Source organism: Salinibaculum sp. SYNS191, from assembly GCF_037338445.1.
GTDB lineage: Archaea > Halobacteriota > Halobacteria > Halobacteriales > Haloarculaceae > Salinibaculum > Salinibaculum marinum.
Map to the genome: position 1 here is coordinate 1,513,191 of NZ_CP147838.1, position 16,958 is coordinate 1,530,148.

The window sequence follows — 16,958 nt, forward strand, 5'->3', positions numbered from 1 at the left end:
ACATGGTCGAGGCCTTCGCAGTGGCCAGCGGCAAGGGCGGGACGGGCAAGACGACCAGCACGCTCGCACTGGGGATGGCACTCGCCGAGACCCACGACGTGACGGTCATCGACGCCGACACCGGGATGGCGAACGTCCTCTTTCACGCCGGCCTGGCGGACGTCGAAACGACGCTGCACGACGTGCTCGCCGGCGACGCACCCGTCGAGGCGGCGGTCTACGACCGGTTCGGGATGGACGTGGTCCCCTGTGGCACGTCGCTGGACGGCTTCCGGGACGCCGACCCCGCACGACTCCGCAACGTCGTCGCGGATCTCGCGGCCGATACGGACGTCATCCTGCTCGACTCGGCGGCCGCGCTCGGGTCGCGGGCCGCGGTCCTGCCGGTCGTCCTCGCCGACCGCGTGGTGGTCGTCCTCCAGCCCACCATCCCCTCGCTGTCGGACGGGCTGAAGGTCCAGGAGTACGCCGCGACCTACGAGACGGGCGTCGCCGGCCTCGTCTTCAACCGCGTCACCGACGACGAGAACATCGACGCAATCGCCGAGAAGGCCGAGCGGTACTTCGAGGGCGGGACGCTGACGACGGTCCCGGAGAGCGACGCCGTCCGCGCAGCACGCCGGGCCGGGAAACCGCTGCTGGCACACGCGCCCGACTCGGCGGCAGCGGCCGCCTACCGCGAGGCGGCGGCAGCGCTGGACGTCGCGGCCGGTGACTCCGCGGCCGTGGCCGAGCGCTTCCGGAGCGCCGTCGTGCCAGAGAACCCATGAAACTGCCGCAGGGGCGGCTGGTCCGCCAGCGCGTCGTCAGCGACCCCGGGACGGCCCTGTCGAGCGCGCTGGAGATGGAGCTGACGGGGTACGCCCGACTCGAATCCCAGGACGCGCTCTTGCTCGACGCGGACGGGGTCGGAGTGGTCACGTTCGAGCGGGGCATCCCGGTCGTCGCCTACCACACCGCGACGGACACCGCCGGCGAGGACGCACTCGCCGACATCGCCGTCGCCGGCCCCTACCGCCTGGAGCTGTACGAACTCGACGCCGAGGTGCTGGCCGACGTCCACGCGACGGAGGCGTTCCGCGTGCCACCGGCGACGCCGGCCGAGCGACTGGCCGGCGACCCACAGCTCGCGGCCCGGACTCGCGAGGCCGCACCTGCGGCCCGACTGAGAGACCGCGAGAGCGAGCCATCGGAGGACACGAGCGCCGTCGAGGCCTTTCTCGACGACGAGGAGAAGATAGCGGCGATACGGGAACGGGCACGCGAGGAGGCCGAGGCGCGGGCAGCCGAGTGGGGATTCGCCGAGTGAGAGGCGTGCAGCGCCGAGAAGGGAGAGTTAGTCCCCGCGTATCGCGTGTTCGCCGTGCTTACCGGGCTGAACGGTCAGCGACACCTTTTCCAGCGGCTGCCGACCCTGGCGTATGCGCGAGGGGGAGACAGCCGGGACGGCCCAAAGCCGTCCGGGCGAGAGCAGGACGCTGGCCGAGCTGACGACGGCGCTGGTCGTGGAGCGGCCGCGGGTCGTCGTCGGCGTCTTCCTCGTGCTCACGGTTCCCTTCGCCGTCGGCCTGACGAACGTGACCACCGAGACGGGCACGGAATCCTTCGCCGAGAACCTCCCCGAGCAGGAGGCCCTGGACGCGGTGAACCGGGAGTTCGCGCCGCCGTTCGCGCCGGCGGAGAGCACGACCCAGCTCATCCAGCGCGACGGCAACGTGCTCTCGCGTGAGGGACTCGTCGAGATGCTGCGCATCCAGGAAGCCATCGCGGAGCGGCCGGACCTGCGCGTGGCCCGGGTCACCAGCGTCGCCGCGCAGGTGGCGCGGACCCTCGACCCGGACGCGACCACGCCGACCGCACAGCGCCGCGCCGTCGAGCGGGCGACGACCCCGGCCATCGAGCGGGCCGTTCGGACGGCGGCCGCGGACCCGGGCGTCCAGCGCCTGCTCAGTACGGACTTCAACCCGGCGAGCGCGCGTGCCTCCGCCACGGTCGCGGTCGTCACCCACGAGGTTCCGGCCGCCCCGGAGGACACCGAACCCGTGGCCGCAGCACAGCGGCGCATGGGCGACCTGGTCGGGACCATCGCACCGGGGGTCGTCGTCTTCGGCGGTGGCATCCTCGAAGCCGAGTTCGGGGCGGTCATCGGGGACACGCTGCTCCTCGTCGTGCCGGCCTCGATACTGCTCATCACGCTGTTTCTCGTCGTGGCCTACCGCGACGTCCTCGACCTGTTTCTGGGGATGACCGGGCTGGCGCTGGTCGTCGTCTGGACGTTCGGGGCACTCGGCCTCGCCGGCATCCCGTTCGACCAGATTCTCGTCGCCGTCCCGCCGCTGTTGCTCGCCGTCGGCATCGACTACGGCCTGCACGCCGTCAACCGCTATCGCGAGGAGCGGACCGCGGGCGAGGCCATCCGCCCGGCGATGCGAATCACGGTCGGCCAGTTGCTGGTCGCCTTCGGCATCGTCACCGTGACGTCGGCCATCGGGTTCGCGTCGAACCTGACGAGTTCGCTCGTCCCGATACAGCGCTTCGGTGTCGTCGCGGCCATCGGCATCGTGGTCACGGCGCTGGTCTTCGGCGTCTTCCTCCCCGCCGCGAAGGTGCTGCTGGATAGCCTGCGCGAGCGGACGCGCCTCCCGCCGGCCCGTCGCCGGCCCATCAGCACGCCCGGGTCCCGCGTTGGGCGCGCGCTGACGCTCGGCGTCGTCTTCGCCCGCCGCTCGCCGGCCGTCTTCCTCGCGCTCGTCCTCATCGTGACGGCCCTGGCGGGCGGGTACGCGACCGGCGTGGACACGGAGTTCTCCGAGGAGAACTTCCTCCCGGCCGCGGAGACGCCGTCGTATCTCGCCTCGCTCCCGGAGCCGTTCCGGCCCAGCGACTACAGCGTCACGCGGACGCTGGACTTCCTGGAGGAGCGTTTCGAGACCGGCGAGGCCGACACCGTCACCGTGTACGTCCGTGGGCCGATGGAGTCCGACATCGCGCTCGAAGCGGTGGCGCGGGCGAGCACCGAGCCACCCGACACGTTCGTCCCGGCACCGGACGGCAGCGCGAGCGCGACGTCGATTCTGACGGTCATCCAGGCGCAGGCCGCCCAAGACCCGGAGTTCGCCCAGTTCGTCCGGCGCAACGACATCGACGGCGACGGCGTCCCCGACCGCAATCTCGAACGTATCTACGACGAACTGCTGGACTCGCCCGCCCGCGACGCGGCGCTGTCGTACCTGACGGAGAACCGCCGGAGCGCACGCGTCGTCTACGCCGTCGAGGCCGACGCCGAGTCCTCGGAGGTCACCGCCGACGCCAGGACGGTCGCCGGTCGCTTCCCCTACGCCGCGACGGCGACGGGCGAAATCGTCGTCTTCCAGACCGTCGCCGACCTCATCCTCCTCTCCGCGCTGGGGAGCCTCGCGGTCGCGCTCGCGGGCACGGCCATCGCGCTCGGGAGCTTCTTCTGGCTGCTCTTTGGTCGCCCCACGCTCGGACTCGCCGGACTGGTGCCCATCGGCGCAACGGTCGCGCTCGTCGCCGCCTCCATGCGCGCGCTCGGCATCTCCTTCAACGCCTTCACCGCGACGGTGCTCGCGCTGACTATCGGCCTCGGCATCGACTACGCCGTCCACCTCCTGCACCGCTTCGCCGACGAGCGACGGGAGGGCGCGACCGTCGACGCGGCGCTGCGCACGACCGTCACCGGGACGGGCGGCGCACTCGCCGGGTCGATGCTCACGACCGTCTTCGGCCTCGGCGTGCTCGTCCTCGCGACGTTCCCCGCCATCGGCCAGTTCGGCCTGCTCGCCGGCCTGAGCGTCCTCTATGCATTCCTCACGTCCGTGCTCGTGTTGCCGTCGGTGCTGGCGCTCCGGGCGCGGTTCGCCCGGCCCCTCGAAGCGGCGTGACTCACGCCCCGCGGGAGCGGCGACGCCGCCACCAGACGACGACGGCGACGAGGACCACGAGCGCACCGACGAGGAGTGCGAGGGGCACCACGTCGACGGGCAGGCCGCCGCCGGACTCGGGTTCGGTCACCGTGGCGGCGACGAAGTAGGTGTCCGAGAGTTCCTCCTCGCCGCGGGCGTCCTCGTAGGTGAAGTCGACGAGGAGCGGGTACTCCTTCGGGATGGCGCTGGCGTCGGCGGCCACGCGGAACCGGAGCGTGGTGCGCTCGCCGGGGTCGAGTCGCGAAACGAACGCCTCGGAGTCGTCGCTGGAGAGCGGGTCGTCGACGAACAGGCGCGCCCGCACGTTGCGCAGCGTCTCGTTCACCCGGTTCTCGACCTGGAGCGAGACGACCGCCGTGTCGCCGGCGGCGAGCGTCGAGTTGACCGCCGTGACGCGGAACTCGTCGCGGTCCGGCGCGACGGCGAGGCGGGCGTCTATCGGGTCGGTCTCCTGTGTCCGGTCGGCCTGCCCGCGGTAGCGCACCCGGAAGCTCACCAGCCGCGGCCCCGGTTCGGCGTCGGTGGTCGCGTCGACCCGGAAGGAGACGTTCGCGCTCTCGCCGGGCGGCAACGCGCCGATTGCGAACTCCGTCTCACGGGGGACGAGCGTCGCCGGCGTCGACTCCACCAGCAGGACCACCCCGGTGGCGTTGACCGGCCCGGTGTTGGTCACCCGCGCGGTGACGTCGCCGGTCTCGCCCACCCGGAGCGTGCTCTCGACGTCCGTGAGCGCGAACGTCTGCTCGCCGGCGACGCTGGCCTGTACCTCGATTGGTTCGGTCGTCCGGTAGGCCCCGTCGCGCCCCTGGTAGCGCACGCGGAAGGAGAACGGGCGCTCGCCGGGGTCGGCCGTCCGCGGCACGTCGAACGTGAAGGCGACGGGTGCCGACTCGCCGGGTTCGAGTGTCCCCGCCGCAGCGGCCGGCGAGAGCGGGCTGAGCGAGCCGTTGCCGATTGCCTGCAGCGAGACGTCGCTGGCGGTCACATCGCCGGTGTTGACCAGCGTCGCGGTAAGCTGGCCCCGCTCGCCGACCCGGAGCGTCCCGGAGACGTTCCGGAGCGCGAAGGACTGTTCGGGCGCGACGCCGACCCGCGCGTCGAGGACGTCGCTGAGCCGCGTCTCGTCGTCGCGGTAGCGCACCTGCAACTGGAGGACGCGCGGCCCGGGCGCGACGCCGGCGGGCACGTCCGCGGTGAACGAGAAGGGGACCGGCTCGCCGGGTTCGAGCGTCCCCAGGGCGTAGGCCGTCTCGCGCGGCCGGACGTCGGACCCGTTGGCGCGGACCAGCAGCGTCGCCTGCTCGACGGGGCGGTCGCCCGCGTTTATGAGGGTGCCGCTGACAGTCCCCGTATCGCCCACCTGAAGCGTGCTCTCGACGTCGTCGAGCGCGAACGACTGTTCGGGGCCGACCTCGATGCGGGCGTCGAGAATGTCGCTGGTCCGCACCTCGTCGCCCTGGCCCCGGTAGCGAATCTGGACGGCGAGAAACTGCGGCCCGGCCTCGGCAGTCGCCGGGATAGCCGCCGGAAACTGGAAGTCTGCACTCTCCCCGGGCGCGAGGTCACCGACCGGAACCCGCCGCTCCCGGGGTTCGAACGCCTCGCCGACGTCCGCGAGGACGACGACTGCGTCCGTCACGGCCAGTTCGCCGGTGTTGACGACCGTCCCCTGAAGCGTCCCGGAGCCGCCGACCCGGAAGTCGCTGGCGACATCGTGGAGTTCGAACGTCTGCTCGCCGGCCACGTTCACGGTCGCGTCGCCGGCGTCGCGCGTCTGGACGTCCCCGCCCCTGTCCCGGTAGCGGACGGCCAGGTCGAGGACGCGCGGCCCCGACACCGAGCCGTTCGCGGCGTCGACGACGAACCGGAACGGGACCGCCTCGCCAGGTTCCAGCGTCCCGACGGCGAACTCGGGCTCGCGGGGCTGCAGTCCCGAGACGTCGTCGGGAAAGAGGACCACGGCGTTCTCGACGCGGCGGTCACCGGTATTGACGAGTAACCCCTCGACGACGCCGCGCTCGCCGACGCGGAGCGTGTCGGTGACGTTGCCGACGTTGAAGGTCTGCTCGGCCCCGACGGGGACGGTGACCGACAGCGGCGACGACCGGGCCTGGACGCCCGCCGGCGTCCGGTAGGTGACGACCGCCGACAGCGGGTAGCCGCCGGGCGGGAGGTCAGCGGGTGCCCCGACGCGGACGGCGACGGTCCGCGACGCGCCGGGGTCGAGGCTGTCGAGCGAGACCTGTGCCGTCGGTTTCGGCGCGTCGTTCGGGCCGAAAAACAGCGAGCCGTTGGCCGCCGAGAGGCGCAGTTCCGCGTCCGTGGCAACCTGGCTGCCGACGTTGGTGACGGTGAACTGTTTGACCGCGGTCTCGGCAGCCGCGACGGCCCGGCTGTCGGCGTCGAGTTCGAAGCGGGCCTGCTCCCTGACGACGATGGTGAGTTCGGCATCCTGGGTCCGCGAGAAGGTACTGTACTCCGGCTCGTCGACGCCGCTGTACTGGACGACGCTCGTGTACTCGTACTCCAGCCGGACCGGAATCTGGTAGGTTCCCGGCTCGATTGCCTCGTCCACCTCCAGCCGGAGGGGGAAGGGGCCGCTGACTCCCTCGGGAACGCTCCCGACCGGTATCGTGCCCGAGAGGACCTCGACGTTGTCGGCCAGTTCTGGGGCGAGTTCGTCTTCCTGGACGGAGAGCCGGACGTTGCGGGCGGTCTTGACCTCCTCTTCGAACCGCGACGGGCCGCCACGGGTGAGAGTCCCCTCGTTGGTCACCTGGACGTCGAGGGTCACCTGGCCGCCGCCGACGATGCGGTTGTCGGGCGCGAACACGGAGAGTTCCGGCCGCCCGACGACCGTCCCTTCCTGCGCGGCGACGAGTGCGGGGAGGGCTCCGGCCGAGACGAGGAGAACGACGACGCAAAGCAGCGCGACGCCGGCCCGGGGCAGCGACGGCCCGCGGTCACGTTTCATGCCGGCGATAACTGAATACGGCCGATTAAGTGACGCGACAGTTCGGCCCCGTAATCGCATCTTACGGGAATACAGCAGTGCTTACCGGACGGCGGAGAACCGACTGCGACAGCGTCGTCGTACTCCATTCGGTGGCCCGGGTCCGGAGTCGGAACGCGAACCCTCCGACCGCAGCGGATGGAGAACGAGTCGGTACGAGTGACCGCCCTTCGCTCGAGAAGCAAGCGGAAACCCATCTCCGGTCGGCCCCGCTGCGAGTCAGCGCCGGGGAAATTTGTTAGTAACTGCCACGCTGACGTTTGAGATATGGGACGCGACCTAGACGACGTCGACCGGAGCATACTCTATCTGCTTCAACAAGACGCCCGCAATGCCACGGCACAGGAGATAGCCGACAGGGTGGGCGTCTCGGCCAGTACCATCCGCAACCGAATCGACCAACTCGAAGAGGACGGTATCATCAAAGGTTATCACCCGGAGATAGATTACGAGGCGGCCAATCTGCCACTGCAAGTCACGTTCGTAATCTCCGCGCCACCGACTGAACTGAAAGAATATTCGGAGCAAATTCGAGGGATTCAGGGCGTAATCGACGTTCGTGAAATGCTGACTGGCCGACGGAACGTCCACGTCGACGTGGTCGGGACGACCACGGCCGAGATAACCCGAATTACCGACGCTATCCACGACACTGGCGTCGAAATCGAGTCGTCAGAGATGATGCGACGGCGGCACGTCCAACCGTTCAACCACTTCTTCCTGCAAGGGACAGAAGAGATGGACGCGCGCAACAACGCCCAGGACGAAGCGGACGAGTCCGAAACTGAATAATCGGTGATATATTTCTGCAATCCGCAGATTTTGGCCCCGAAACAAAAAAAATAACACACTTCAGCTGCGGAAATCCGCAGCAGTACCAGGACAAATCTGTGGAATCCCGAATGCCTACGTGAGCGTTCACAACACCGTTATACCGGTGCTCGTTCTATCGTACTACTGACGATGTAGCCATCGGAGCCAACACCCCCTCGCGGTGGACGCCTCACCAAAACCATGAACGACAAAACCTTCGACGCACTCGCGCACGAACAACGCCGAACGCTCTTGCTGGACATTCTCGAATCGAATCCGCAAGACGCGGGGGTTGAATTACCCACAGGGGAATCAGCGCCGACCGACGCCGAGCGACGAGTGTGGATATCGATGTACCACAGTCACCTGCCCAAACTCGAAGACTACGGCTACATCGAGTGGAACAGGGACGCCCAGGAGGTCGTCAAAGGGCCACAGTTCGAGGAAATTCGGCCACTGCTCGAATGGGTGGACGACCAGGCGGAACTCCCCGGCCAGAACGGCCAGGTCACCCCATGAAATCGAGCGACACAGACACGGAACTCCTGACGACCGCCGTCGAACGGGGCTACTTCAAGGTCCCCCGGCAAACATCGTTAGGAGACATCGCGGAGGCTCACGACATGTCGGACGTAGAAGCGTCCGAACGACTCCGGACCGAGCTTGATAGGGTACTTCGTGAACATCTCGACGGAGTTGACGCCACTGTCGCTCCGGAACAGGACTAGTCCTCCACGACGTTACTCGTTCGGACAGATTGCCGAGACGATGGATCGAATCCCCGCTACGACTCCGGCGTCGAGACGGTGTCGGACGGGCGGTGACTGTTGCTCCGCGCGGAGAGGACGACGCTGCGGGCCTTGTCTCGCACGGAGCGGTTCGTCGAGCCATAGAGGAGACGCCGCAGCCGACCCTTGGTCGGCGCGCCGATGACCGTCAGGTCGTAGTAGCGCGACTGCTCGGCGATGGCCTGGGCGGTCCGGCGCTCCTCCAGCACCCAGGTCGTCGTCGTGTCGGGACGGCCGATTCGCGTCGCGATGTCCCCCACCAGCGTCTGTGCCGCCTGGCGTTCCCGCTCCGACGCGGCGGCGTCGACCACGTGGAGCACGTCCACCCACGCGTCGCAGTCCACGGCGATCGACCGGGCGAGGTCCGCGGCGAGGCCCGAGTGGGGGCCACCGGCGACCGGCAGGAGGATGGAGGTGACCGAGTCGTAGCCGGACTGGCCGTTGACGACGACGACGTCGCACGCGGCCTGTGCCGCAATCTGGTCGAGGAGCCCCTTCCGGAGCCGGCTGACGTGCGCCCCGCTCGGCAACACGAGCGTGTCGACGTCGTTGGCCCGGACCGTCCGGAGCACGCGCCGCACGAGGTCGCGGGTGTAGAGCAGGCCCCGCTCGGTGTAGACCTCCGATTCCTCCGTCCGGGTGAGCGCCCACTCAAGGAGTGCGGACTCGTCCATCTCGCCGGCGTTCTGGTGACAGACCGGTGCCATCTGGTCGGGATACGCGACCGGGGTCACGAGCGAGAGCGAGGCGTCGGAGACGTTCGCGAGCGTCGTCGCGACCGTGAGCTGGTCGGTCACGGTCGGTCGGGCGGCGGTCAAAAGCGGCGCGAGGACGTGGTCGCCGTCGAACCGTCCCGCGACGCGCGGTAGGTGCTCGGACGCCTCGCTTGCGTCGCTCAACAGGCCTCCGAGTGACGGCGTGGTCATACGGCGTGTAACGATATCACAGTACAAAAAACCCGAACCGTCGTCGCAAACGGTGAGAAACTGGTAATAAAAAACGGGCTCGCTACCGACCGAGCGTCGGCTGCCCTTTCGAGAATTCGCCAGACGGCCAGGAGTGGCGACGAGACGCCGGTTCGTGCGTCAGACGTTGACCGGAATCCACCAGACGCGACTGCGGCCGCCGACTTTCTTGCTCTTGAGGTCCGTCCCGTCCTCCAGTTCGTGGAGTTTGTTCAGCGCGGTCCGGCGCGAGCAGCCCAGTTCCTCGGCGATCTCGCTCGCGGTCAGCGGTTCGGCGTAGTCGGTCCGGGCTTCGAATATCTGTGTCACGTCCGAGAGGGTGAACTCCGTATCGCGACCCTGCGTGCTCATAGAGACCACGAAACACTCGACCACCTTATTCTTTCCTACGAGTGTACCGGGTCACGGTGTCCGGGCGGAGACGGTTCGCACGACGGTCAGGAGCGAGGCGTCCCGGCGCTCGGTCGTCACGCGAACGTCGACGGCGGCGGCGAGGACGTGCGTGTCTCCGGCCCGCTCCTGGACGACGACGCCGCGGTCGGCGACGCACGAGCCGAAGTTCCGATTCGGCCCGCCGGGACAGTGCCGTGCCGCCCACTCCCGCGCCCGAGTGCCGTTGTAGGAGACGCGAACGACAGTCCCGGCGTCGAGTCGAGCGGTGTGCATCGCCTCGAAGGTGGGGGCGAGACTGTCGTGTACCGAGGTTACCGCGCCGGACCTGTTCGACCAGGTGTACCGCGACGGGACCGATGCAGTCGCGTCGTCGAGGGCCCGCTGGAGTGTCTGCTGTGCGTCCGCCAGCGTCGTCTCGTCGACCGAGGCCGTCTCGATGTCGGCGCTGTACCCGAGCTGGAGGTGCGCGACGGTCATGGGAACGAGGGCGATGGCGAGCGCAGCAGCCGCGAGCAACACGAGCTGGCCGCGGCGGCTCATACGTACCACACCCGGAGTGAGACGTCGCCGTGACGCGTGGTCACGGTCGCGGTCCCGGTCGCGACGTCGTCGGGCAGCCGGTAGCCGGCGGTGCCGTACGCTGTCTCGACCCGAAAGAGCACGTTCGGCGGGAGCAACCTGTCCAGCCGGCGTTCGAGAGCCGATTTCTCCCGTGCGAACGACCCACGCGACGCGGCGAGTTCCGACAGACGCGTCGAACCGCCGTGGCGTGGCTGCTCGGTGGCGAGAATGGTCAGGGCGTCGGTCGCGTAGGCGTCCAGTTGCGTCCGGTCGTCCGCCGGCGCGCCGGTCCCCAGCGCGAAGGTGACGGTGACGCCAAGCAGGAGGAGCACTCCCAGCCCCGCCTCGATAGCGGTAATCGACGCCTGTCCTCTACCCATCGACAGTCACCTCCAGTCGCGCCTTCTCCGTTCTGGTCGGATAGTAGGTGATGTCGACGCTCCCGGCAGTGAGATGGGCCGTGGACTCGAAGCGGAACGTCGTCGTCCGGTACGGCGACAGCGAGACCTCGAAGCGACCCCGGAGTCCGGAGTCGTTGTGCAACACGACCCGGTCGTTCGCCCGGACGGTCGTGACCGTCGCGTTCGGGGGCGCGATGCTGATTCTGGCACGGCGGCTCCGCCGTGGAAGCGTGACGCTGTTGCGCCCGGTGAACGCCGGTGTCAGCGTCCGCTCGCCAACGCTCTCGACGACGACCAGCCGCGTAATCGTCGTCCCCGCCTCGACCGATCCGGTCGACGCGATCACACTTCCTTCGAGGGAGATAGTCGCCTCGGTTCCGGTTCTGAGTCCGTACCGGCTCCGGAGACGTCCCGCGTCGAACGCGGCGACTGCGGACCGGTTCACCACGTTCCCGCGCTCGGTCAGCGGCGAGTCGGGAGCAACGAGTCTGTCTGAGAGGTCCACGGCCGCCTGTCGCTCCAGCGCCGGCCGGTCGGCGTCGACCAGCGAGCCGTCGGCGACAGCGACGCCCAGGACGAGCACGCCCGTCAGAACCAGGAGGGCAAAACCCAGGGCCGGGAGCGAGGTCTGGGCCCTCATCCCGTCCCCTCCGCGAGCGTGAGCGTTCGATTACCCGGGGTGCCGCGCACGCGAATCGTCAGCGGGTCGCCGCTCTCCCACGTGGCGTTCAGGACGCGAATCCCCGTCGGGAGCGAAAGGCGAGCCCGGGCGTCGAGGCTGTCGTCCGGGTGGTCGAGTGCGAGTGTGCCGCTGGTGAGAACCAGTCGGTACCGGTCGCCGGCGATGGTCCGCGGGAGGTCCCGCGTCAGGAGTACGTCACTCCGACCGTCGGCCGCCGGGAGCGACCGCTCCAGTTCGCCTGCCGCAGTCGCCAGGACCCGCTCGCCGAGTTCGTCCCCCGCCGCGGCCCGGTAGTCGGGGACCACGCCACCGAGCAAGAGCCCCGTGGCGCTGGCGACGTACAGCACCGCGATGCCGGTCGCGAGCAGTTTCCCGACGACAGGGCTGACGGCGCGGTTATCCATCGTCCACCTCCAGCGCGAGGTCGTGGACCGCGAGATAGCCCCGACGAACGCCCGGATACGTGGCGACGACGCTCCGGACGTCGTCCCCGTCGATGTCCCGCCGTTCGACGGTCGCGTTGGCCTCGCGGAAGTGGCGTGCGAACGGGTCCGGGGTGACCGTCTCGACGGCGACGGCGTACCGGCCGGTCCCGAGGTCGCGGCGCGAGTGACTGACGTTGGTTCGCAGAGTGATCGTGGTCGGACCGTGTCCGCTGCGGGCGACCGTACCGGCCCCGAGGTGGGGCACGCCGACGGCGATGACCGCGTTGCGCTCCGAACCGGTCACGAGCGGGGGCGTCTGGAGCCACGCGTTCCCCGGCGAACCCCTGACGATTGCGCCGGCGAGAAAGGCCACCCGGCGCTCGCCGGCGTCGAAGACGAGCCCGCCGACGCTGTGTGTGGCGACGACCGTCCCGTTGCGGAGGACCCTGAGGTCCCTGTCGACGGTCGACAGCGTCCCGTCGGCGAACCGAACGGCACCCGCGTGCGGCCCGGTGACCGAGACGGGACGGAGAGCGCTGTCCATCTCGTCCGCGACGCGGGCGGCGTCGGCGGTCGCGGTCTGTGCGTCGACGAGCGACCCGACCGCGGCGGTCAGCCCACCGAGCGCGACGACGGCGATACCGAGCATGAGTGCCACGCCGACGACGTGAGACTGTGCGCGGCTCATACCAGTCCCAGCCCCGTGAAGACGACGTAGGTCAGCACGACGAGGACCCCCGAGTGCAGCAGTGCCTCGTAGCGTCCCCTGCTCGCGGTTCCGGCGAACCAGCCACAGGAGAGAACTGTCGCCTGGGTCACCAGGTAGAAGCGCGCCCGGTCCCGGGCCGGCTGGACGGCGGTGGGGTCGAGCGCCATGCCGGCGTCGGCGTCGGCGACCGTCGAGAGCTGTGCGAAGCCGTCGAGGACCGATGCGTTGACCGCGACGACGATTCCCACCACGAGCAGTGCGGTCGTCCACCCGACGGCGACGTAGACCAAGAGCCTGCTCCGGAGTGCCTTTCGTTCGTGGTATAATCGGCCGATCTCAGTCTCCAGCGTCTCGAAGACGTCCTCGGTGTCGCTGCCGGCTTCGAGCGCGCCGACGACCAGCCCGACCGTCTGCGACGCCAGGGGTGTCCCGACGCGGTCGACGAAGCGGTCCAGCGCGGCCGCGCGCACGTCGTCCGTCTCGTCGACCCCGGTCGTCAGTTCGAGGTTGAACGCGAGGTCCTCGACGTCGGGCTGGAGCGCACCGAGGTCGACCTCGCGCGCGACGCGACCCACCGCCTCCGGGAACGGGCGGCCGAGGCTGACGTGCCCGGAGACCGCGTGGACGAAGTCGCGAATCTCCCGGTCCTTCGCGTCGTCGCGCGAGGCCCGCCGGACTGCGACGACGCCCACGGGAATCCCGTAGGCAGCGTAGCCGAGCAGGACGACGTTCACCGGGTCGTAGCCGAGCGCCCACAGCCCGCCGGTGACGGCCAGCGCCGGAGGTGCGAACGCGCGGGCCGCACTCGCCGGATTGCTCGTCGCCGTCGCGAGGACCCCGGTGACGCGTTCGGGCGGGCGGTAGCTCGGTGTGGCGTGGTCCGTCGGCCGAAGCGAGACGACGACGGTCGCCGCTCCCAGACCGACGACGAGGACGAACGCGACCGCGGCGTAGACGAGCAGCGCCCGGACCGAGACGGGTCCCAGCGGCGTCCCGATGGACGTCGAGAGCCCTGGCGCGAGGACGCTCGCGACCGTCAGGATGAGGACGGCCAGCGCCGGAAAGACCAGCAGCACGACGAACAGTTCCGCGACGAGTTCGAGGTAGCCGCTGGCGCGTTCGCGCACGCGCTCCTGCTGGTGAGAGAGCAGTCGCCCCTCCATTTTCAGGTAGCTCTCCAGCGAGTCACTGCCCTGGGCAGCGTGTTCGCGGAACTTCAGGAGGAAGGGCGCGAGCAGGTCCCGCGAGGGCGTGTCGCGGGCGACCATCGACAGGCCCTCGTCGATGCTCCCGGTGAGCGCGGCCTTGTTGAGTGCGGCCCGGAAGGTGTCGGCGGTGGCACCGTAGGCGGGCTGTTCGGCCACTCGCTGGAGCATCGCGCGCTGGTCGGTCGTCCCCGTGGCGATGACGCGGAGGTAGCGGACTGCTCCGGGGAGCGTCCGGGCTATCTCCTCGCGGCGGGCCGCCGCAGCACGCCGCAGGTAGAACCCGCCGGCGCGGACGACGAGCCACCGGAGGAGCGCGCCGGCCAGCGCGGCCGTGACGAGCGCGACGTAGACACGGGGTATCGCCGGCAGCGGGAGTCGGTTGACCACCGGGAGACCGCCGGCGAGGAAGTCGAGCAGGCCGGCGCCCAGGTCCGACGGTGCCAGCGCGATGGCGACGAACGCCAGCAGCGCGGTGGTCACGCCGGCCGCCCAGGCCAGGCCGTACACCCGCGAGAGGTAGACGTCGAAACTGGTCGAGAGCCCGGCCGCGCGGTAGCTCCGCCGGTCGCGGTCGTGCGTCGCACTGTCGGCGTGACGGGAGAACAGCGCGTACAGCCCCCTGTCGAGGGGACCGAGCGTGGGGAGGTCCTCGTCAGTCATCACCCGCCCCCGTTCCGAGAGTCGACTCCTCGGGCGTGCGCTGTCGGTGGAGCCGCTCGACAGTCGCGGCCTCGTCGGTTTCGAGGTCGGCCAGCAGGTCGAACAGGTCGCCGAAGTCGTCGATGCCCTCCCTGACGAAGTACTGGACGTATCGGTGCTTCCGGTGGAACTCGTCCTCGACGGCGTCGACCGACCGGTCGGTCAGGGTGGCGATGCGCTCGAAGGTCCGGAGGTTGCAGACGCGCCTGTCGGTCGCCGACTGGCCCGTTCCCTCTCCGTCGCGGAGGGCTGGATGGTCGTACGCGAACCCGTAGTCGCCGTCGGGTTCGCGCCAGGCGACGGTGTTCCAGTAGACGGCGGTTCCCTGTTTGCGGACGACCCCGCAGCGCTCGTCGCGGTCGAGGTCGCGGAACTGCCGCTCGTCGAGCAGTTCGACGACCTCGCCGACGTAGCGCTCGCCGTCGGCCCGGCGCGGGAACACCACGAGGTCGAGTTCGCGGAGCAGGTACGGCGGGATGCCCTGCTCGACCACCCGGTTGACCAGCGTCTCCACGTCCTCGGCGTGAGTGGTTCCGATGAGACCGTGACCGGTGTTGAGGCTTTCGGCGAAGGTCTCGAAACTCTCGGTCGTATTGACCTCCGCAATGACCTCGACGTCGGGGTTGAGGTAGTTGCACTCGGTCATCAGATCGGCCATCGTCACGCGCTTGTGGTCACTCTCGTGGTCGCGCGTCGTCAGCGAGACGCCCGTCTCGTGGGGCAGGCGGACCTCCCGGGAGCCCTCGTCGATGCTGATTGGCCGGTCGCGGAAGGGGACAAAGGGCATGTGGGCATTCATCAGCGTCGTCTTGCCGACACCGGTCGGACCCGAGAACAGGACGACGCCGTGGTGTTCGTAGGCCAGCCACAGCAGGGCGACGAGTTCGGTCGGGAGGCTGTTCCCGCGGACGAGGTCGGTCGGCGTGAGTACGTCCTCGCGCTGTTTGCGAATGGAGATGTGCGGGCCGTCCTCGCTGACCGTCGGCAGTGCGACCGCACACCGGATGGTCTCGTCGAGGCCGTCCGGGCTGAGGTTGACCTTCGCGCTCGGCGTCGAGGCGTTGAGTTCGGTCCCGTCGGCGGCGGCGAGCTGGGTGACGACGTTGACGAAGGGTTGCTCCGCCTCAAAGACGAGGTTCGTCGGCACCCGCTCGCCGTGGCCGGTCGCGGTTCGCGGGATGACCTTGATTCGCTCGCCGACGCGATTGGCCTCGATGTCCTCCAGCGTCGGGTCGCGGATGGGAATCGTGAGTTTCCCGTAGCCGACGTAGTCCCGCAGGACGTAGTAGACCAGGTCGGAGAGGCGGTCGTCGGCGTATCGGCGGTCGACCGGCGGGACGGCGAGACCGTACTCGGCGAGCGCCGCGCGGACCCGGTTCCCCACGGCGTCGACCCAGGCGCGGGTGTTGCGCCCGCGGAGTCGCCGGGCCAGCAGTTCCTCCGCGCGCTCGCGGACGAAGGTCGTCTTGTCCTCGATGACGCCGTCGACGGCCGTCTCCCAGAGTCGTTCCTTGGCCTCGGCGATGAGGTCCTCGTCGCCGGGCAGCAGGTCCGGTTCGCGGACGGCGTACTTCGTCGTGAACGGGTCGTTGCCGAGCAGGTTCTCCCGGTAGAGGATGACGGGAATCTCGAAGTCGTGAAACGAGACGGTGTGACGGTCGATGCGCTCACTGGCGAACCGGTCGATGTACTCGGGGTCGGACGAGAGGGCCGTCTCGGCCGGCGCGTAGTCGCTCGTGTGGACGACGATGCCCTCGTCGGTCGTGTCGGCGACGTCGATGGCGTCGTCCAGCGCGTACGGCGTCAGGTCGTCCAGACACGCGAGCCCGGCGAGCGCGTGGTAGGTCACGCGCCGGCGGGCGGCCGGCGAACAGTCGACCAGTCGGTCGATGACGCGCTCGTGTTTCGGGCTGAACCCCTCCGTCATCCGCTCGACGGCACCTTCGCGCGTCCGCGGTCGGTCGAGGTGGGCGTCGGCGAAGTGGGACTCGACCCGGTCGAGCGCGTCCCGGTCTGTGGCGGTTAGGGGTGGCTCGCGCACGTCGTAGGCGAAGTCGGTGCCGCGGTCGGAAACCGTGACGACGACGCCCGGATGAACCTCGTACTGCGCGCGCACGTCGGGCGCGTACCAGGCCTCCGGGTCGTCGGGTGGCAGCGGCGGCGGGACAGTGCCCCTGTCGGACGTGTTCCCTCCCTCGTCGTCTGCGAGTTCGAGCGTCGCGTCGCCCATAGACGGCGTTGGTCAACGCATCTGTCATAAAGTTCGGTGGACTCGACGCCCTTTGGGTGTCTGTCACAGTTCAACTATCCGTCAGTTGTGGACGGCCACCGCCGACCCCACCAGCAGAAATTGT

General features: G+C 69.4%; 16 protein-coding genes. 6 read left to right on the forward strand and 10 right to left on the reverse strand.

All coding sequences use genetic code 11. The features are described 5' to 3' along the window. Positions 1-2 precede the first annotated feature (2 nt). The 3 genes from WDJ57_RS08235 (at position 3) to WDJ57_RS08245 (ending at position 3,905) form a co-directional block, all read left to right on the forward strand. Positions 3-770 (forward strand): AAA family ATPase, encoded by a 768-nt coding sequence (locus WDJ57_RS08235; RefSeq protein ID WP_338905464.1) that lies wholly within the window; start codon positions 3-5, stop codon positions 768-770. Beyond that, the gene (locus tag WDJ57_RS08240) at positions 767-1,309 is read left to right on the forward strand and encodes a hypothetical protein (protein ID WP_338905466.1); all 543 of its coding nucleotides are present in this window, start codon (positions 767-769) and stop codon (positions 1,307-1,309) included. The genes WDJ57_RS08235 and WDJ57_RS08240 overlap by 4 nt, the downstream gene beginning before the upstream one ends. Positions 1,310-1,421: 112 nt before the next feature. Beyond that, the gene (locus WDJ57_RS08245) at positions 1,422-3,905 is read left to right on the forward strand and encodes an efflux RND transporter permease subunit (RefSeq protein ID WP_338905468.1); all 2,484 of its coding nucleotides are present in this window, start codon (positions 1,422-1,424) and stop codon (positions 3,903-3,905) included. A gap of 1 nt (position 3,906) precedes the next feature. Here WDJ57_RS08245 and WDJ57_RS08250 read toward each other — a convergent pair whose 3' ends face one another. Continuing rightward, the gene (locus tag WDJ57_RS08250) at positions 3,907-6,921 is read right to left on the reverse strand and encodes a COG1361 S-layer family protein (protein WP_338905470.1); all 3,015 of its coding nucleotides are present in this window, start codon (positions 6,919-6,921) and stop codon (positions 3,907-3,909) included. 306 nt (positions 6,922-7,227) lie between these two features. On the opposite strand from WDJ57_RS08250, the gene WDJ57_RS08255 reads away from it, so the two are divergent. The 3 genes from WDJ57_RS08255 to WDJ57_RS08265 all read left to right on the forward strand — a co-directional run bounded on the left by WDJ57_RS08255 (position 7,228) and on the right by WDJ57_RS08265 (position 8,501). Then, the gene (locus WDJ57_RS08255) at positions 7,228-7,752 is read left to right on the forward strand and encodes an Lrp/AsnC family transcriptional regulator (RefSeq protein ID WP_338905472.1); all 525 of its coding nucleotides are present in this window, start codon (positions 7,228-7,230) and stop codon (positions 7,750-7,752) included. Positions 7,753-7,974: 222 nt separating this feature from the next. Next, the gene (locus WDJ57_RS08260; protein WP_338905473.1) at positions 7,975-8,292 is read left to right on the forward strand and encodes a DUF7344 domain-containing protein; all 318 of its coding nucleotides are present in this window, start codon (positions 7,975-7,977) and stop codon (positions 8,290-8,292) included. After that, on the forward strand, positions 8,289-8,501 hold the full coding sequence (locus tag WDJ57_RS08265; protein ID WP_338905475.1) for a helix-turn-helix domain-containing protein: 213 nt from the start codon (positions 8,289-8,291) through the stop codon (positions 8,499-8,501). The genes WDJ57_RS08260 and WDJ57_RS08265 overlap by 4 nt, the downstream gene beginning before the upstream one ends. Before the next feature lie 56 nt (positions 8,502-8,557). Here the strand turns inward: WDJ57_RS08265 and WDJ57_RS08270 are convergent, their stop codons facing one another. From WDJ57_RS08270 to WDJ57_RS08310, 9 genes are all read right to left on the reverse strand, one after another. Then, positions 8,558-9,487 (reverse strand): universal stress protein, encoded by a 930-nt coding sequence (locus WDJ57_RS08270; RefSeq protein WP_338905477.1) that lies wholly within the window; start codon positions 9,485-9,487, stop codon positions 8,558-8,560. A gap of 159 nt (positions 9,488-9,646) precedes the next feature. Then, positions 9,647-9,877, reverse strand: coding sequence for a helix-turn-helix domain-containing protein (locus WDJ57_RS08275; protein WP_338905478.1), 231 nt, complete (start codon positions 9,875-9,877; stop codon positions 9,647-9,649). Between the two features lie 51 nt (positions 9,878-9,928). Then, positions 9,929-10,459, reverse strand: a complete 531-nt coding sequence (locus WDJ57_RS08280; RefSeq protein ID WP_338905479.1) for a DUF7261 family protein — start codon at positions 10,457-10,459, stop codon at positions 9,929-9,931. After that, positions 10,456-10,860 carry a DUF7262 family protein gene (locus tag WDJ57_RS08285; protein ID WP_338905480.1) on the reverse strand — a complete coding sequence of 135 codons (405 nt, stop codon included), beginning with the start codon at positions 10,858-10,860 and terminating at the stop codon, positions 10,456-10,458. Before WDJ57_RS08285 ends, WDJ57_RS08280 begins: the two co-directional genes overlap by 4 nt. Then, a complete protein-coding gene (locus WDJ57_RS08290) occupies positions 10,853-11,521 on the reverse strand; it encodes a DUF7263 family protein (RefSeq protein ID WP_338905482.1) in 669 nt (222 codons plus the stop codon). Before WDJ57_RS08290 ends, WDJ57_RS08285 begins: the two co-directional genes overlap by 8 nt. Beyond that, positions 11,518-11,967 (reverse strand): DUF7266 family protein, encoded by a 450-nt coding sequence (locus tag WDJ57_RS08295; RefSeq protein ID WP_338905483.1) that lies wholly within the window; start codon positions 11,965-11,967, stop codon positions 11,518-11,520. Before WDJ57_RS08295 ends, WDJ57_RS08290 begins: the two co-directional genes overlap by 4 nt. Continuing rightward, positions 11,960-12,676, reverse strand: coding sequence for a DUF7289 family protein (locus WDJ57_RS08300; protein WP_338905485.1), 717 nt, complete (start codon positions 12,674-12,676; stop codon positions 11,960-11,962). Before WDJ57_RS08300 ends, WDJ57_RS08295 begins: the two co-directional genes overlap by 8 nt. Next, positions 12,673-14,565, reverse strand: coding sequence for a type II secretion system F family protein (locus WDJ57_RS08305; RefSeq protein ID WP_338905486.1), 1,893 nt, complete (start codon positions 14,563-14,565; stop codon positions 12,673-12,675). The genes WDJ57_RS08300 and WDJ57_RS08305 overlap by 4 nt, the downstream gene beginning before the upstream one ends. Beyond that, positions 14,558-16,834, reverse strand: coding sequence for a type II/IV secretion system ATPase subunit (locus WDJ57_RS08310; RefSeq protein ID WP_338905488.1), 2,277 nt, complete (start codon positions 16,832-16,834; stop codon positions 14,558-14,560). Before WDJ57_RS08310 ends, WDJ57_RS08305 begins: the two co-directional genes overlap by 8 nt. Positions 16,835-16,958: the final 124 nt, after the last annotated feature.

Bases quoted from the DNA above. Each gene is read 5' to 3' on its own strand.
- WDJ57_RS08235 (WP_338905464.1), top strand. From the start codon at position 3: ATGGTCGAGGCCTTCGCAGTGGCCAGCGGCAAGGGCGGGACGGGCAAG.
- WDJ57_RS08280 (WP_338905479.1), bottom strand. From the start codon at position 10,459: ATGAGCCGCCGCGGCCAGCTCGTGTTGCTCGCGGCTGCTGCGCTCGCC.
- WDJ57_RS08275 (WP_338905478.1), bottom strand. From the start codon at position 9,877: ATGAGCACGCAGGGTCGCGATACGGAGTTCACCCTCTCGGACGTGACA.
- WDJ57_RS08300 (WP_338905485.1), bottom strand. From the start codon at position 12,676: ATGAGCCGCGCACAGTCTCACGTCGTCGGCGTGGCACTCATGCTCGGT.
- WDJ57_RS08285 (WP_338905480.1), bottom strand. From the start codon at position 10,860: ATGGGTAGAGGACAGGCGTCGATTACCGCTATCGAGGCGGGGCTGGGA.
- WDJ57_RS08295 (WP_338905483.1), bottom strand. From the start codon at position 11,967: ATGGATAACCGCGCCGTCAGCCCTGTCGTCGGGAAACTGCTCGCGACC.
- WDJ57_RS08265 (WP_338905475.1), top strand. From the start codon at position 8,289: ATGAAATCGAGCGACACAGACACGGAACTCCTGACGACCGCCGTCGAA.
- WDJ57_RS08255 (WP_338905472.1), top strand. From the start codon at position 7,228: ATGGGACGCGACCTAGACGACGTCGACCGGAGCATACTCTATCTGCTT.
- WDJ57_RS08245 (WP_338905468.1), top strand. From the start codon at position 1,422: ATGCGCGAGGGGGAGACAGCCGGGACGGCCCAAAGCCGTCCGGGCGAG.
- WDJ57_RS08270 (WP_338905477.1), bottom strand. From the start codon at position 9,487: ATGACCACGCCGTCACTCGGAGGCCTGTTGAGCGACGCAAGCGAGGCG.
- WDJ57_RS08310 (WP_338905488.1), bottom strand. From the start codon at position 16,834: ATGGGCGACGCGACGCTCGAACTCGCAGACGACGAGGGAGGGAACACG.
- WDJ57_RS08290 (WP_338905482.1), bottom strand. From the start codon at position 11,521: ATGAGGGCCCAGACCTCGCTCCCGGCCCTGGGTTTTGCCCTCCTGGTT.
- WDJ57_RS08305 (WP_338905486.1), bottom strand. From the start codon at position 14,565: ATGACTGACGAGGACCTCCCCACGCTCGGTCCCCTCGACAGGGGGCTG.
- WDJ57_RS08240 (WP_338905466.1), top strand. From the start codon at position 767: ATGAAACTGCCGCAGGGGCGGCTGGTCCGCCAGCGCGTCGTCAGCGAC.
- WDJ57_RS08260 (WP_338905473.1), top strand. From the start codon at position 7,975: ATGAACGACAAAACCTTCGACGCACTCGCGCACGAACAACGCCGAACG.
- WDJ57_RS08250 (WP_338905470.1), bottom strand. From the start codon at position 6,921: ATGAAACGTGACCGCGGGCCGTCGCTGCCCCGGGCCGGCGTCGCGCTG.